This is a genomic window from Pseudomonas sp. Z18(2022) (assembly GCF_036346535.1).
GTDB lineage: Bacteria > Pseudomonadota > Gammaproteobacteria > Pseudomonadales > Pseudomonadaceae > Aquipseudomonas > Aquipseudomonas yamanorum_A.
The window spans coordinates 405,916-422,275 of the sequence record NZ_JAOTOA010000003.1 but is presented as its reverse complement, the minus strand read 5'-3'; the positions used below and the strand labels follow the sequence as shown (position 1 = coordinate 422,275).

At 49.1% G+C, this 16,360-nt stretch carries 11 protein-coding genes; 7 read left to right on the top strand and 4 right to left on the bottom strand.

What is annotated here, in order from left to right:
• Window positions 1–4: 4 nt before the first annotated feature.
• The gene (locus tag V3W39_RS09960; protein WP_330212567.1) at window positions 5–397 is read left to right on the top strand and encodes a DUF6957 family protein; all 393 of its coding nucleotides are present in this window, start codon (window positions 5–7) and stop codon (window positions 395–397) included.
• Between the two features lie 400 nt (window positions 398–797).
• Window positions 798–1,622, top strand: a complete 825-nt coding sequence (locus V3W39_RS09955) for a MarR family transcriptional regulator (protein ID WP_330212566.1) — start codon at window positions 798–800, stop codon at window positions 1,620–1,622.
• A 9-nt stretch (window positions 1,623–1,631) separates the two neighbouring features.
• Here the strand turns inward: V3W39_RS09955 and V3W39_RS09950 are convergent, their stop codons facing one another.
• Together V3W39_RS09950 and V3W39_RS09945 are read right to left on the bottom strand one after the other, a co-directional pair.
• Window positions 1,632–2,921 (bottom strand): ATP-dependent helicase, encoded by a 1,290-nt coding sequence (locus tag V3W39_RS09950; protein ID WP_330212565.1) that lies wholly within the window; start codon window positions 2,919–2,921, stop codon window positions 1,632–1,634.
• A complete protein-coding gene (locus V3W39_RS09945; protein WP_330212564.1) occupies window positions 2,918–4,705 on the bottom strand; it encodes an ATP-dependent nuclease in 1,788 nt (595 codons plus the stop codon). The genes V3W39_RS09950 and V3W39_RS09945 overlap by 4 nt, the downstream gene beginning before the upstream one ends.
• Window positions 4,706–4,911: 206 nt before the next feature.
• On the opposite strand from V3W39_RS09945, the gene V3W39_RS09940 reads away from it, so the two are divergent.
• Window positions 4,912–7,710 carry a tetratricopeptide repeat protein gene (locus tag V3W39_RS09940; RefSeq protein WP_330212563.1) on the top strand — a complete coding sequence of 933 codons (2,799 nt, stop codon included), beginning with the start codon at window positions 4,912–4,914 and terminating at the stop codon, window positions 7,708–7,710.
• A gap of 650 nt (window positions 7,711–8,360) precedes the next feature.
• On the opposite strand, the gene V3W39_RS09935 is transcribed toward V3W39_RS09940, so the two are convergent.
• Window positions 8,361–9,494: an IS630 family transposase gene (locus V3W39_RS09935; RefSeq protein WP_330212562.1), complete on the bottom strand. Its 1,134-nt coding sequence runs from the start codon at window positions 9,492–9,494 to the stop codon at window positions 8,361–8,363.
• A gap of 223 nt (window positions 9,495–9,717) precedes the next feature.
• Here V3W39_RS09935 and V3W39_RS09930 point away from each other — a divergent pair, with 223 nt between their 5' ends.
• Both V3W39_RS09930 and V3W39_RS09925 read left to right on the top strand, forming a co-directional pair.
• A complete protein-coding gene (locus V3W39_RS09930; protein ID WP_320395760.1) occupies window positions 9,718–10,572 on the top strand; it encodes a phosphoribosyltransferase-like protein in 855 nt (284 codons plus the stop codon).
• Window positions 10,573–11,139: 567 nt separating this feature from the next.
• Window positions 11,140–12,033, top strand: coding sequence for a reverse transcriptase family protein (locus tag V3W39_RS09925; protein ID WP_330212561.1), 894 nt, complete (start codon window positions 11,140–11,142; stop codon window positions 12,031–12,033).
• A 772-nt stretch (window positions 12,034–12,805) separates the two neighbouring features.
• On the opposite strand, the gene V3W39_RS09920 is transcribed toward V3W39_RS09925, so the two are convergent.
• Window positions 12,806–13,723, bottom strand: a complete 918-nt coding sequence (locus tag V3W39_RS09920; protein WP_320395758.1) for a helix-turn-helix transcriptional regulator — start codon at window positions 13,721–13,723, stop codon at window positions 12,806–12,808.
• Window positions 13,724–14,284: 561 nt separating this feature from the next.
• Between V3W39_RS09920 and V3W39_RS09915 the strand changes: the two genes are divergently transcribed.
• Together V3W39_RS09915 and V3W39_RS09910 are read left to right on the top strand one after the other, a co-directional pair.
• Window positions 14,285–14,641: a 4-fold beta flower protein gene (locus tag V3W39_RS09915; RefSeq protein ID WP_320395757.1), complete on the top strand. Its 357-nt coding sequence runs from the start codon at window positions 14,285–14,287 to the stop codon at window positions 14,639–14,641.
• 504 nt (window positions 14,642–15,145) lie between these two features.
• The gene (locus tag V3W39_RS09910) at window positions 15,146–16,348 is read left to right on the top strand and encodes a Fic family protein (protein WP_330212560.1); all 1,203 of its coding nucleotides are present in this window, start codon (window positions 15,146–15,148) and stop codon (window positions 16,346–16,348) included.
• Window positions 16,349–16,360 lie beyond the last annotated feature (12 nt).

Below are 16,360 nucleotides of genomic sequence, written 5' to 3'. Positions count from 1 at the left end.
ACGAATGAATTTGGTAGGGTTTACCTCACTGCTTTCTGCAGGGGAGAAAACAAGCGGGTGCCAACTCGCCAACCCAGATGCAGTGGCCCTCGCCAATCTGCACTTTCCTTCCCGTGCCTACTGTCTTGTTGCTGATTGGGCAATATTGGACATCGAAGTTACAACACGTCAGAGAAAAGCCATCACCGATAGAGGGTTAATCCCTGCTCTGGTTTACGCTTTGACCGTTATCCAAGATAGCAAAGGCCGCTTCCCACCTGGCGATTGGGTTCGAACAACGTTGGCGGTTTCTTTCACTCATGGGTGTCTGTTTGAGACGAAAAATACGATTTATGTATTGATGGGGTTCGGTCGAAGGCTTCGCACAGATCTCGATATAGCGCTTAGCCTGTGTTGAGCCGTTGCAACAGTGAGTGCTCATAAGTCAGCTGGTTTCAATGCACATGTGCTCGTTCGATAGGATGTGCTGGAGCGCATTGGAATTTAAACTTGAGTTTAAATTGATCAAAAAACAGGCAAAAATCCACGTCTCAAGTCGATCTCAAATTAACTAATCAGTTTGCCTAAATCTTCATATTTAACAAATAGATACGTAGATTATGATGAGCGCCTCTATCTAGATAGCAGCTGCGCTTGGCGTTAACGTTTCTCCTGTAGCCATTTTTTTTGAGGTTCCAGGCAATGAATTCCGTCCTGTTTGTGATTGATAAAGCGCTCTCGGCTGATCCGTTGAAGCTAGCGTTGTGCTGTATCTTGCTTCTGAGTGCTGGTTTGCTGATGCATGCGTGGAGGTCGAAATGAGCGAAGTCGAAATGGGTCGTGCTGTGTCTGAATGGGCCAAAATGCCTGTCGATTGGATACGTGCAGGCGAGCTAGTCAACTTTGCGGATGAGTCCTATTCGGTAAAGTCGATGTGGTTGAAGGAGGATAAGTCCGCAAGAAACGCATGCATTTCCTCGCTCAAGCTTTACCTAGCGCTGTGCTGTCGGGCAGATTTCATAACTGGAAATGCGAGCGTGACTTATGAGGAGCTGATTCGGCTCACTGGCTTGTCTCGGCCAACTGTTGCGAAGGCGTTGACGCGACTAGAAGTAGAGGGGCTTATTCAGCGAAAAGCACAGGCCCTCAGGAAGGGGTCGAGCATCCTGATTTGCGGCTGGCTTGAAAGTAAAAGCTGGGCGAAGATCCCGAAACGCTGGCTTTACGATGGCTCGTCTGGAGCGAAAATTCTCATGCTTACTGAGTTCAACTTCAGCAGAGCGTCATTGTCGGCATTAAAGGTGTACGTAGCTTTACTTGCGTACAGGGACTCAAATCGAGGTGGCATCGCTATGCTGTCCTATGACCGGTTAGCGCTGATTACCGGTGTTAAGAGACACCACATCGCGGATGCCATTACTCGATTGTACGATCTGAGAATGATTTCATTCAGACAGGGTGACTTTTCAGAGGCATCTGATTTTTCTAGAACGAACCGCTATCTGGTTCGCGGACTCGGAGTTCGGTGGACTAAGGCAGACGAATTTGAGATACCTCAAAGCTCGACTCATAAAAATCGTCCAGGTGCTGCTGACATTGCAGCAGCTAATCGTTTTGTCTCAACCTCACATAAAGTTACGTAGTGCTAGGGGCTAGTTCTCGTTTAAAGCTAACTCCTCTCGAACGGAGAAAGGAGGAAGTGTCATTGCTCTCGGAAGTTGTACTAGTACCAGACACTGGTGCTTTGCTCTGGTAACGGCATTGTAAAGTAGCCGTCTCTGCTGCTCGTCATTTCCACGAATTGCCGCAGGCCAAAGCACAATCACTAGATCAAATTCTCTGTTTTTTGCTCCATGAACGGTTAGCGCTCGAATACCTGGCCCATCTCGTGAGCTTAGACGTCGTTGGTTTGAAAATGAGTGCCGTATTGTGTCCTCCATTTCTTCGCGAAGGACATGAGTCCTTCCCTTAGTCCGACGCTGTTTCTCTAGCCAACGCACGAAGTCTTGAGCAATCGGTGCAGGTTTTTCCGCCATCAATGCGAAAGCTTCCGCCAATGTGGCTTGGTCCGGCAAAGCCAGATCGTCAACGAATGTGTCGGCAAGCTTGGTCTCTGACTCTTCCAGAATTATGTTGTAGGGGCCGTTTCCTCTGCCTGTTGTTCGGGTGGCGACCCACGTGAGGATGCCGTGGGCAAATTGCCCCATTGTTGGGGTGATAATCGCGACCCGATTCCCCCCTCTATTCCAACCAATGCCATTAGAAACGTAAGAAGCGGCGAGAGCTGGTGTGGGTGTGTGGAAAATCTTAAAGAGCCCATTTGATGCTGGAGCCTGTGCTGATCGGATAGCAACGGCGGCGGCAAGGAGATTACGATCTGAGGTGCGCCTAGGCTGCTGAAGAAGTGCGTCGTGGCCAACAGCAGTTAACCAATCGCAGGCTGGATTAGGACGTAGTTCCTCGATGAGACATTGAAACTCATCTGCAGCAATTAGAAGGTCCACATGGGGAGCCATTGCCTGCACTATCCGCAGTCGGTTTGGCGTGAGATCTTGTGCTTCATCCACGACCACAACGGGATATGTCGCGGCAATCCAGCGGACAACGATATCGTGAGAAAGGAGATCCGCGGCGACCTGACACACCGCTTCATAATCATTGACTCTTGGATGTCCCATTTCTAATTGGGTTATTAGTGCTTGCCATCTACTGACGATTCGCCAAGCGAATCCATCGATTGTTGTGCACTCGTACTGTCGGCGCAGAAGAGCAACACCGCTCAGCCGATCGTCCAAGCGACGGCGCGACCCATGCATAAAGGTTAACGCCAAAACTTTCTGAAACGCCTGTAGAGGATGTCTTTCTAATCTCGTGGCTAGGTTTGCCATCAACTGATGAGTTTTTCCACAGCCTGCCGCGCCTGAAAAAGATTGAATTGTCATGGCTGGAACACCCAGACACCCTCTGGGTCGGCGACGAAATGTGCACTAGCAGTTCCCGCGCACGCCATAGCCAAACAGCTGAACAACTCTGCTGCTCTGGCACGGCAGAGAGGTGAGTTAACTATCGCGTCTGCCACCGACTCGTAGCAGATCACGTCCACTTTTTTATTTTTTAAGTGGGTGACGATGTCGGACACAGTTGAGGGGGCAACCTCCGTCAACTCCGTAAGCCTCCCAACTACGTCGTCTTCATCCGCAGCCAAGATCCAGCCTATGGCGTCTTCGATCATTTCGTCGTCAGCCCACCGTATTACTGATGAGGGAGCAGTGGGCTCTGCTAGAAGGCTTGTGATGTAGCGTTTACCGTCTCTGTCGCCGTCCACCAGGCAGCAGACCTTGTTATGAGTGGCTGACAGTAACTGGAACGTCTCGACCACTTTGGCATCCTCAGTGGGTACGACGCCGACCTCCAATCCAAACATAGATGGCATGCTCGTGGACCAACCCTCGGACAACATCAAAGGTCGTAGCACCGTTTTCAGTAACAAGAAATCAGCACGGCCTTCAGGCACCAATACACACGGGTGCATTAAAGCCGACAGGACGTCCACACGACTTTGCTGAAAAAACTTCCTCTTCCAATTCTGGGCATTTGGTAGCAACGGCTGTGATAAAAAAGGAAGGGCCGAGAGATGACCGTCGACATTTCGGAGAATCAATACAGAGGTTGGATCTGATACCGCAGCAATCAATGGGGAATGCGTAGTAATGAAGGTTTGGGTCGAAAGTGCTTGCACTCGTTGTACCAGCTGTTGCTGACCTGCTGGGGGCAGGTGAAGCTCGGGCTCCTCTAAGGCCATTAGAAATCCTTCACCTGCGGCTGCACGTCCTCGACCTAGTTCCAGTAGTAGTAACAAACCTTGCAGTGAAACCAAGCCGCTGCCCTGTCTGGCGGCGGGTACGCCCAGTCCTCCGACTACAGCGAAATGTGCTGCGACAGAGTCGAGGAGTGATCGACTATCAGTACTCGTCACCCGCAGTTGAACATGGGGTGCGTTCGGTATGCATCTCGCTAACTCAGCGTTGACGTTCTGGATCAGCGGTGAAATTCGATCATCGTTCTCGATTGGGGCCTCCGGACGCCTGAGCCGATCGCGCTCAGCTAAAATGGCTTCGGACGGTTGGGCTGCGGCTGCTTGCAGCGTACGCCGGAAAAGCTCACTCCCCCATGTAAAAACCTTGTCCCAGGTACGGCTCGCTCGCACGAGATAAAACCCAATTTCTTTTATCAAGCGTGGAGGAACGCCCACGGGCGAGTCGTCGGCGAAGGGATCCATCGGACTATCGTGATCGTGGAAGTAACGAACCATCTCGACCGAGAGCGAGTCGCGGTCGAAATAAGCTTGAGCGCCAATTTGGCAGCATAGCTTCGATGCCTCCTCGGTTCGAACCGCGCTGATCGTACCGTTGGCTTCGTCCAACCATTTAGGCACGCCTCTGCCGTCTCTAAACCAATCGGTATTCTGATAAGGGTCTTCGGAAGGAAAATCTGTGATTGTGGCTACAAGCTTTATTCGGTCGGCAGGCTGGGGATCTGAACCGTAAAAGTCATGTTCCGTGAGTTCCCTGATCATCCGCTCCCTTCCTAGAAGAAGCGTCAGTGCCTCTATCACCGTAGTTTTGCCGGTGTTGTTAGCCCCGATCAGCACAGGATGGTCTTTAAAGTGAACGCTTCCTGCACGGATACCGCGGAAATTTTGGATATCCAAGATCGCTACTCTCATCACATTTCCTTTGGACTGAACGAGCTAACAGAGAAAATTTCCTTTCCAGCAGTCGAGCCATGCCGACCCCCGAAGTAGTCAATATAGGAGAGATTCGGAGTAGCCCTTCCCGCAATTGGTGGCCATTTTGGGGGCGCGTGTCTGAATCGGCTTTGCATGCGTCACGTTTGGCCGATATGTTAATGAGCTGACAATGGAGGGGAAGCATGGAATTTGGTCAACAGTTACTTCGAGTAATGCTAGGGAACCTGCCTAAGATTGCCGGGCTTCTGCCTGAAAAGTTTAAAAAAAATGTGAAGGCGAGGTTTAACGATTTTAATATCTTTGCCACGCTGGGAGCCAATGACGACCTGAAACGTGCGCTGCGTTTGGCATGGATTGAGGCTGCCCTAAAGGTTGATAAATCAGCAAAGGATGCTTGTGCATCACCCGATTGGATGTCCAAAGCTTTAGACGTCGAAAATTTCTCACCTGTACTGCGTAAGCGGCTGAAAGCACTCCGTTACGCCGCCTTCGATCGAACTATTCCTCTTTCTGATTCACCGATCGATCAGCATTTGCAAAAGGTTATTAGTAAAACCCCTGCTACTTTGACAGGTGAGCAAGTGGATACCGGCTTAGCGATATCCAAAGCATTTCAAAAGATCACTGCAGACATACTGGGTTGCGAGTTAAGCGACATACCAGGCCCGTATCAGCACATAGCTGAGCGAGGTTTGATTGCTCCTGGCGGCGGGTCTATGTATAGCTTTGGAGATATGGTTCTTATCGTCTTCACGGAGTTGATTCAGGATCCCAAACGTTACCCACAAGCGGGAAGCGCTTTTGAGCTTGCGTTTAGTAACCTTGGCATTGAGCTGGGCCAGCAGTGTTTGAAGTTGTTGGAGGGGCAGGAGAGGCAGTTTGATCAACTGCTTGAGTCTTTAGATGTCACGCCAGATGGGAGTGGACTTGGGGAGTGGCTAGGTCGTGTCGATACAGCTTTGGCGTCAGGTTTCGAAAAACTGATTCTCGAACTGAACGGCTTAAACGCAAAAATCGATCAGAATACGGGGGCGGTAAAACAAGTTGATACAAAGGTGGCTCGGCTTGAGTTGCTCTTGGCAGAGGTTTACAAAAAACTTGGAGGCAATCAGGATCCGAGAGCACATCAAATTATTATTGATCAGGCACAGCTTCTGCTTCCTGACGAGCTAATAGATTTTCCACGTGCAGTACAAGAAATTGAATACGCCGTGTGTGCTGCTCTAGACATAATTAGTAAGGGTGGTACCGACCTTTATAAAGATCGATTTCTAGATGATGCCCATGCCAGCGTAATCCGATCAATTGAAACAGGCCAGATTGATCAAGGATCGCGAACTATTGATCAAGCCCTTGCAGAACTTGACCGGCGCGAGGAGTGTGAGCGTGAGATTGCAAAGCGTCAACGAAAGCAGCTACTCGAGCTATCGATTAAGCATGGAGCTGTAGCCCACGCCCCCGAGCGAGTTGCAGACGCTGAGGAAAAATTACTGGGAATTGAGCACCCAGATTGCCCCGTCATGAGCGAAGAATACCGATTACGATTTGTGCACTACTTTCAGGAAGGTGAGATGCATGACGTTAACTTCCTCCTGGATGTGGCGGTAGCTCTGGCGCGTAAGAGAGTCGAGCAAGCGGGTGACAGTCGCGAAAGTGGTGAGGCCCTGAGTTGGCTGGGTAAGTCCTTTGCGCGACTTGGCGAGCGAGCACCATCCAAAGATTTACTTCTGCGAGCGGAGGAAGTTTTTCGAGAGGCGTTAGACGACAGCTTCCAAACCGCTATGCCCATTGATTGGGCTATGGCCCAGAACGGTTTGGCCAACGTATTGCAGATCTTGGGGCGTCGTGAAAATAGCAGCGATAGATTTGTTGAGGCGGTAAGGATTTATCAAGCAGTGCTGTCAGTTTTTGTACAGGAGAATCTTCCTCTAGAGATTGCTGAGGTGCGTGCCAATCTAGGCGCTGTGCTGTTGGCTATTGGTGAGCGTGAAGCTAATCCTGGTCAGCTTCACGAAGCGGCCCAATCTCTCAGAGTCGCACTTGAGGAGCCAGCGCTTGAAGGCTCTTCTCTTGTGTGGGCAATGGCAAAGAATAATTTGGGTACTGTTTTACGGATAACCGGTGAACGAGAGGGGAACGACGAACTCCTTCGAGCGGCAGTCAACGCTCACCGAGCCGCATTGCAAAAGCGCACGCTTGAGGTCACGCCATTTCTTTGGGCTACATCGCAGAGCGATTTGGGCGCTGCGCTCCTGACTTTAGGTGAGCGTGTAGGAAATACAGATTTGATAAGGGAAGCGATTGACGCCTTTCAAGCTTCATTATCGGGACGTGCGCGTAATTCAGCACCTTTGGAGTGGGCCACAACACAGCATAATTTAGGCGTAGCATGCTGGAAAATCGGAGAGCTGGAAGGCGATATCGCGATGTTGACTCAAGCGAACAAGGCCTTCGAGCTCGCGCTGCAGGAGCGGACACCGCTGCGCGGGTTGAACCGCTGGGCAAGCACCATGAGCTCTTTGGGTAACGTTCTCCTCGAAATCGGTGAGCGTGAGAATAGCCCTGAAAAGATATTGAAGGCCAAGCAAACTTATGAAAAAGCATTAGATAAGCTCTCGCACGAGCTAGCACCTTGGGATTGGGCCTTGATAAAGCACAATCTTGGTAACGCCTTTCTAAGCCTCGCTGAACACGAAGATGGTTCTGTGAGCCTTCAGGCAGCTATTAGAGCATATCAAGATGCCTTACTAGTTAGAACCCTCGATCGCGGGAGAGCAGCTTGGGGAAGGACTAAGCTTTCACTAGGCAATGCATTTCTTTTCCTTGGGGAGCGCGAAGCAGATACTCAGTATCTAGATCGAGCGATTCAAGAGTATCAATGCGCGTTACCCCAACTGAGTCTGCAACATCGACATAGAGCGGAGCGCAGCATTGCGATCGCACAAGAAATTATTTACGAACTCCGTGGCTCAGAAGCGTGAATTACTGGTTTCGTTGGTGCCCTAGCGTCTTTGGCTTTCTACATTTTTTGTACACGCTTGCTTGAACAGTGCTTTTGCAGATCGCTGAGGGCTTTCGTTGCGACCTCTCAGTACACTCGATGTACATAGAGGGCGGTGTCAAAACATATGTCGAAAATTAGTACCGGCTTGGTGAGATTGCTTCTTCGGTGTCAAAATACTCACGTCAGCCGACGTATTCTGTTGGTTGGTTTCGCCCAGAATTTGCTGAACCGCTAGTGTCAGAATATTTTGTTTGGCACCAACTTGATTTAAAGAATCTAAACTGTCGCTAGATAATTAAAACTGTCGCAGCACAGGGGAGCGCTCGCTGGCTCCATTGATGTCGCGACAGGCTTCTCCCGCCCGGTTCCTAAATTGGCACCAATGCACCGGCGTTTCCGATGCTCTTGCAAATACGATCTGATGAGTCACTTACTTCCTTTGTAATGCGAAACCTCCTTATCAACAGGTATGCATCCGATATGGAGGTCTTTATAGAGCTGGCAAAGCGTGCCTCATTCAGTAGAGCCGAGGTAAAGAAATTGGCGTCGGCTATAGGATGGGGGTATGCGCCAGGCATAATGTCTTGCGTGATTAAACCAACTGCCACTTATGCGGAAGAAGATGCTCTATCTCTCTCGCCCGGTGCGTCGGAAGGCGCTTGAGGATCCTGCCGTGTTAGCAAAAGAATCGATCCATGTGAGCTTTGCCATATGTATCGAGCTGATGATGGCCGCTGCGGTCTTTGTCCACTTGAACGGCTTGGCTGAATGCTCGTTATGAGCAGTAATGAACTGGCGGATCGCGACTTTCAGATCAGTAACACTGGTGAAGACACCTCGATACAGTGCGCGTCTCTCCAGCTGTGAAAACCAGCCTTCCACCGCTTTTAGCCAGGACGCACTGGTCGGCGTGAAGTGCAGCTTGAAGCGCGGATGTTTTTCCAGCCAGGCCTTGATCGCTGGGGTTTTGTGGGTCGAACTGTTATCCAGGATCACATGGAGGTCCAACTCGGCAGGCGTGTTCTTATCAATCTGCCGGAGGAAATCCAGGAACTCCTTGGCCCGGTGCCGCTGGGTAATCCGGCCCATTACTTCACCGGTCATGATGTCGAACGCGGAGTACAAGCTCGCCGTGCCATGGCGCTTGTAATCATGGGTTCGCCGCTCGATCTGCCCAGGCCGAAGTTGCAGCATTGGCTGATTACGATCCAGCGCCTGGATCTGAGTTTTCTCGTCAAGCGACAGCACCATGGCGTTGTCCGGAGGGCTCAGGTACAGCCCGACCACATCGATGACCTTCTCAGCGAAGTGCGGATCGTTGCTGACCTTGAATGTTTTCAGTCGGTGCGGCTTGAGATCCGACGCAGCCCATATCTGCCGGACTTGCCAGGTGGTAACGCGAGCGTACTTGGCCATCAACCGGACGCTCCAGTGCGTTGCTTCCTTGGGAACCCGGTGCGTTGTCAGGGTCAGGATTTCTTTGACTTTCTCAGCACCCAGCTTCAAAGGCTGACCGCTACGCGGCAGGTGGTTCAGGCCATCGATGCCCGACTCCAGATAACGCTTTCGCCACTTGAACACGGTCGGTGTCGTGATCAGTAACTGCCCACAGATGGCAATGGGCGTCACCCCTTCATTGAGCAAAAGCAGTATCCGCGCCCGCTGAGCAAGGCTCTGCTCCAGCGTACTCATGCGCAGCCAACCTTGAAGCGTAAGAACGTCGGCGGGCTGCAGTGCAAAGGGAGCAATTGGACGAGGCATGCCTGGAACCATCTCGAGGCGAGGGGGGCACGGTATATCGTTATACGTTAGAAAATAAACTAACCGCTCACGACACCAGTATAAAACTTTCAAAGGTGGTTCATTGTTGTTGATATCAAATTATCTTTGAATTATGCTTGACGTGAAAGGCGGTAGTAGATTTTTTTAGTGTGATTTTAGCGCTTCATCCTCAGGCAAATATTTATTTTGCAAGGAGCTTTCTTTGAGCTTGGTCGCAACAAAAGTCTCAGCGGATGTATTATATGACATGTTTGAAATAGTTGAGGCTCAGACTTGGGTCAGAGCGTATTTAGATGAATTTACAGATCTGTGGAATATCTGTGATCATCGAAGCGAACAAGTATTTTTGAAAGAGCTGATAAAAGAATTTGTGATCCTGGACTCGGAAAAAGAGCGAAAGGCATACAGAGATCTCAGTGCTAAAATCACAGCTTGGGGGTTGAGTCCAGAAACCACGTGGATAGTTGCAGCCTGTAACGATAAGGAAATTGATGGCTCTGTAGCAGCCATGCAAAAGCTTAAGAATAAGTTAGATCCTTGTGATGATTGGCACCTTCGGATGTTACCTAGCATTCCTAGTGGAGTGAAGCATATACAGAACGGTGACCTCGTCGTGCTTTTTGATGACTTCATTGGTAGCGGTGGAAAGCTAATCGCAAAGGCAAAATGGCTGGCCAAAAACCTTTCGGCAATTGGAGTTGAAGATTTTACTCTTTATTATATGTCTGTAGCAGGTATGCGGTTTGGATGCGATCGGATTGCGGATGAAACCGGACTCGAAGTATTTACAGCAATATCTCTAGATCGAGCTATTTCAGACAAGTATGAGGCTAAAGTGGCTGATGAATATAAGCTACTTATGCTTGGACTGGAGCAGAAACTGCACGAAAACTATAAAAATAAAAAATTAAAAGACTTCAGCTTAGGGTTTTCCCAAAGTGAAGCGCTGTACTGCGTAGCAAATGATAATTGCCCTAACAATGTCTTCCCTGTGTTTTGGTGGGCAAAGTTGAAAAGTGGGGATAGCTTTAAAACCCTCTTGAGTCGAGCGGGCTGATCAATGAGCTCAAAAAGAACAGCGCTTAAAGAGTTTATTGAATTTATTTCTGATCGGAAGTGGCACGAAATTTATGATTTTCACTTTCAGTATGGCGTCTCCCCTCTGCTAATTATAGAAGTCATGGATTTTATGATCCGTAATGATTTAATTGTTAGGGAGGGTCGAAGCGTTAGACTTTCACCAGATCTATCTAATGCTAAGATCGCGTTGCTAAACAGGCTCCGTAAAACTCAACGGCCTAGTGTGTTGGATGAGTACACTCCTAAAACCTTGACCGGAGCACATCGTTATGTATAATGCCCGCGTTGGGGTCGGCTCTAGTAATCGAAGGTGTATCCGCCTTTATCATTCAGGCTGATTTTAGCCACGAATGAATTCAACTCTATCGCTCCACTCGCTTCGCTCGCTCCTCGATAGAGTTAAATCCATTCACTACGTGAATGAATTTAAGTGAAAAGAGCAAGCTGGTAGGGTCGGCCTTCAACACTACTTAGGTTTTCTATGCAGATAGATTTGCACGTACATATGCTCCTTGGTATTTCCACCGAGGAGGAGCTTTCTGTATTGTCACGTATTATAGCAAGCCCATCGAACTTCTATAGAGAATTCAAAATTCCAAAAAAAAGTGGTGGAACTAGGACAATAAGTTCTCCATACCCTTCCTTAGCGATTATACAGAGCAATATTCTGAATAATTTGTTTTTTCCTTTTGAGGCTAATTCCTCTGCCTCTGCCTATGCATATGTGAAGGGTAAGAGCGCGATTGATCATGCTCGTATTCATGTTAATGGTAGTGAGTTATTGAAGCTTGATATAAAGAACTTTTTTCCTAGTATTTCTAGGCAAATGGTCTTCGAAGCTCTTCAGAGAAATGGGGCTAAAGCTGATGTGTGTTTTTATACTTCTCTTATTTGTATCTTGGATAATGGCCTTCCACAGGGCGCATGTACAAGTCCCGCACTTAGTAATTTAGTGTTCAGCCCGATAGATGTCAGACTTACCGGACTGGCAAATTTTTTTGGTTTAAAATATTCTCGTTATGCAGACGATCTGGCATTTTCAGGGGAGTTTATACCTAGGGATTTGGCGTCATTGGTAGGTGAGATTTTATTGGAGTATGATTTTCATCTAAATCATAAAAAAACGCAGTTAAAGTTGGCTGGTAGGAAAACGATTGTAACGGGCGTCTCAATATCTTCTGGCCAAGTTAGGGCTCCGAAATCATTTAAGAGAAAGCTCAGGGCTCAGATTTATGAGTTGGAGAAAAATATTGGTAGTCTAGCGCGGCTGCCAGATTTTGATCCATTAATTTATGAGCGTTTAATAGGCCGAATTAATTATCTTCTCCAAATCGAACCTGAAAACAATTATGCGAAGGTGAAGAAAGCTTACCTGAGTAAATGCCATCAAGATTTTCTCGGACTTGTTGATGAGCAGATTATCAGTGCATTTGTGTAGTTTCGCTTGAGCTATAAAAATAGTATTCGACTGTTATCTGTTATATCGCGCAATTGAAATTATGCTTTAGATCGCTTTGCTAATACTTTCAAGCTTTTAGATTCCATACCTTTTACACCTTATTTCTAAGTTCTTTTTTCACCCGATAAACTGTTGCGACGCCACAACCTGCCAATGTTGATATTTGATCTGCTGATGCACCTGGAAACTTTTTTTAGAAGCACTTAGTGCAATTTCTCCGGCCAGATATGTCGTCGCGAGCAGCACCTCGCTTGCACATAAACTCGGCAACCCCCTACCTTCGCCGGCAGGGCTACTAGTTGGCCCTAGAGAAGAAATCGCTCCCGACTCGGGTAGGCTTTGTTCTCAAGTTTACACCGATGGTACGCATCCGCGTACAGGGGTGGTTAAGTGGGGAGTAGGCGATTGGAATAAATCGTTAATTGGCACAGACGGGACTCTGGCTCGTAAGTGAGAATGATGGAGTCAGATTGGGAGCTCCTCAGCCCCCGTCCAGCGGAAACCTATGCCTCAATTACGCGAGATATGCGCTGTGCTTAATACTCAGCAAACCCGGCCAACGCGCCAAGCAAAGGACGCCAGCCATGACGAGTTTATGGTACTTCAGCTTGTCAGAAAGCCAAGCGCACAAGAGATTGAGTTCTCAGGTTACTGATAAAAAAACCGCGCTAGGCGCGGTTTTTTTTGCGTGGAATTTGACGAGGTTTGCGAGTCAAAACTCCAACGAACAGCGGCACTTACAAGACTATCTCTAGGTACTCTGGGTTCCACGCAATGGAGACGCACTGCTATTTGAAGGCTTCGTATATCCAGGTGCAAAGATTGCGCTCTCGACACCATAGAGAGCCAGCGGGTCGCTTAACCATAACCGATAAGCTAGACCCTTGATGCTGTGATCAGGTGAGCAATCAACGTGGTATTGCTGCAGGACATAGCCCGCCATCGCTGCACGCACACGAAGCCGCATGACTCCATCTTCCATCCCGAAATCGCGAATAACTAGCTCGGCTGAATCTTTGTCAGGATGGGGGACTATAGGGAGGTCCAGCATTCGATTCCACTGATCATCATTCGACCAACTCTCTGCAGCTAGAGGCTTTTCCCCAATAACAACCTCAGCGCTGCTCATCCTAGTGAATACGAAATCTGCAAATTTTCCGCTCTTGCGATCAAATGCGCGAGCATGCCAACGGAGCCCATCACAACCGATAGCAAACGGAACAATCTCTCGCGTTGAAGGCCCCGATTTCGACGTGTACTCGATTCTTACCACTTGCCCAAGGCGAATTGCACGCGTGATAGGCGCGAGGATTTCGATCTTAGGGCGACTCAGCAACGACACTGATTCGTGTCGAATCAGTGAGCCTTCCCCTGAATCTACGCCATCCCCGAATCCTTGCGACAGAGTCACTAATACGCGTTCGGAAGCATGTATTACCTGAGGCACGAACTGCTCACGAATAACATAGTGCTTACTAACCGGATCAAGCTCAGTGTTTTCCGGGGCGAGTTCACGGTAGAGCGCAAAGTCGCGTGTGGCTGCTGCTGAAGCCACTCCAAAGCGTTCCATTAGATCCGAGCGCGATACGACTCCCAAAAAATAGAGGCGGAAGTCTATGAAGGCTAAGCGCTCCTGCTGTGCCTTGCTGTAATCGCTGAGGTCAATCATGTTTTCTCCGTTCGGTCGTCAACGGGTGCAACCAATCATTCATGTGTCGAGGATAACACATGATGGGTTGACGTGATCAAAATGATGATGATAGTATTAAATTATGGATTGGCCTCATGCTCTTTATGAGCATGCTAGCAAATCTCTAATGGAGATTTGTAGTGGAAGTTTGAGACCAGGAAATAGAAAAGCCGACCAAGGTACGAACTTGATCGGCTTTTGGGAAAAGACGTCTGAACAGGCTCCAGATGTCTCTCGCGCTTCAGGAAAAGCGTTGTGATGGTAGCCTCAATGGGTACCGTTCGCAAGGGAGCGAGTTTGTGTTCGAGCCTATCTCTGTGAGAGACGACTATGTCCCAGCAAGAGATGTTCGAAAAGCCGGACGAGGAAGGGGAGGTCATTTACCGTATGACCATCCGCACTAAGTCTGGAAAGGTGATACGACGTGCGAACGGCCAGCCGTTCCGCATTGTTCTTCGCCCAAAAGCGGCTTAATAGGCCGTCCACTCGACTCAGGGCATCAATTGATGCCCTGTATTCCCTTTAGAATGGATCACTCCCATGAGCCAGGATTTTTACGATCGAAACGGCACTCCGACCATCTATACCGATGACAATGTCCATCTTTTTAGTTTTGATGGGCGACCAGTTGGGTATTTTCATGGTGACGCCCTGTATTCATACGTGGGACAGCATCTAGGCCGTATTGCTAATGGATTGATACGCGACAATCACGGTCAAGTAGTATTTTTTTCCAGCAATGCTAATGGCGGCCCAATGAGGCCTATGCGTCAGTTGAAGCCTCTAAAAGGCCTTAAGCAGCTTAAACCCCTCAAAGGGCTACGGCAGCTCCAGCCCCTACGGCCACTACTTAACAACAGTTGGTCGCAGCTCTCCGGGCAACAATTCTTCCTTTGAGCAGCCGCCTCAGCCTGATAGCGCCCGAATGGTAGCAGTAAGGTATAGGCCATGCTTTTGTAGTAAGAGTTAGTCCCTTGCCACTATTGTCAAAATATATTGTTGAAAATCAGGGTCGGTTTGGTGGGATAGGCTGGGAGGTGTCAAAATTTCCGCCGAGCTGGGGCCTCCCTGTTGAGCCGTTTGTCCCAGTATTTGCTGAACTATCGGTGTCAAAATATTTTGTTCTGCACCAACCCCCGATATTCGGGGGTTTTGCTTTTTCAGGGGGATGACGTTTTGCAGGGAAAGGCTCCTTGAAAAACCAAGGATTTACTGGCCGTCATCAATAGGTGCTCAGTTTCAGCATTCCGAAAATCTAAAAATAAAATGAGAAAAAAGATAAGAAAAATAATCGGAAAAATGCTTAGAAAATAGTTGTATAAAGTAGGACTTCCATCCAGCTATTATTGGTCATCAGTGGAAAAACAAATCCGAAAATAAATCGGAAAATGGTGAAGAAATATGACGCAGGAATTTATCTCAGGAAATCACTGGTTGGAACCTGTTTGGCCATCCCCTGGTTTCCCTGCGTCAATTTTGCGTACCGCAGAGACCCTGTCGTTTCGTGCAGGAAAACTCACCGGTTTACTTCCGGGAGATACCGCCAGTCGTATCGGTGGCCTTATGCGGATCACCAATAGCTATTACAGCAATCTGATCGAAGGTCAGTACACCGAGCCTGTTACCTTGTCTGCTCGCGTACCAAGACGTGATCCGAAAGAGTTGCGCGAGCTTGCCGAAAGTCATATTGGTGTGCAGGAGTTGCTGGAACGAGCGGTAAGACGACCAAAGTCGATTGACGCTCCCTGGGAGATGTTTTTTGCACCAGGGCTCGTATCAGTGGTCCACCGCCGTCTGTTCACCGGTGCGAGCGATGAGGATTTGTGGTTAAGCGACGGGCGCTTGCTTGTGCCGGGACAACTGCGTGATGCGGCACAACGTAATGTTCTGGTGGGTGATCATGCCGCGCCAGCCTGGGAATCTGTAACGCCGATGCTGACACGCCTTCAACAGGTATACGGTCGGCAGCCTGACCTGACTTCGCGAATTCTCAGCTCACTTGCTTACCACCACCGCCTGGCGTTTGTTCACCCATTTGAAGATGGTAATGGCCGAGTCGTGCGCATGATCACGCATCTGCAGTTGATGCGGCTTGGGCTTGCTTCCCCACTGTGGTCCCTTTCCCGGGGGCTTGCACGAAAGCAGGACGAATACTATCGCCAGTTACGGGCTGCGGATCAGCCTCGTCGGGGAGATCTCGACGGTCGTGGTCAGTTGACTCAAAGCGGCTTGTTCGGATTTGTAGAGTTCATGCTGCAGGTCTGCATCGACCAGATGGAATATATAGAACAGACAATGGACCTTGTGAGCTTGCGCAAGCGACTCGAGAGGGTGATTGGTCTGGAGCCTCGATTTATCGAATCCGGTGTAAAACAGGAAATGGCCAAGGCCATCCACATCCTGCTGACTCAGGGTGAGGTTGCCCGTGCGGATTTCAAAACCTTTTCTGGCCTCCACGACCGAGTGGCGAGCGACCAGCTTAAAAAACTGATTGATATGGGGGTTGTCGAAGCGCCGTCAGCCAAGTCGCGCTCGATATTTCCCGGGCTCCCTGTCTGGTTTGCGCAAATGATCTTTCCTGATCTGCACCGGCGTTTTAATTAAAGGGCGAGTACA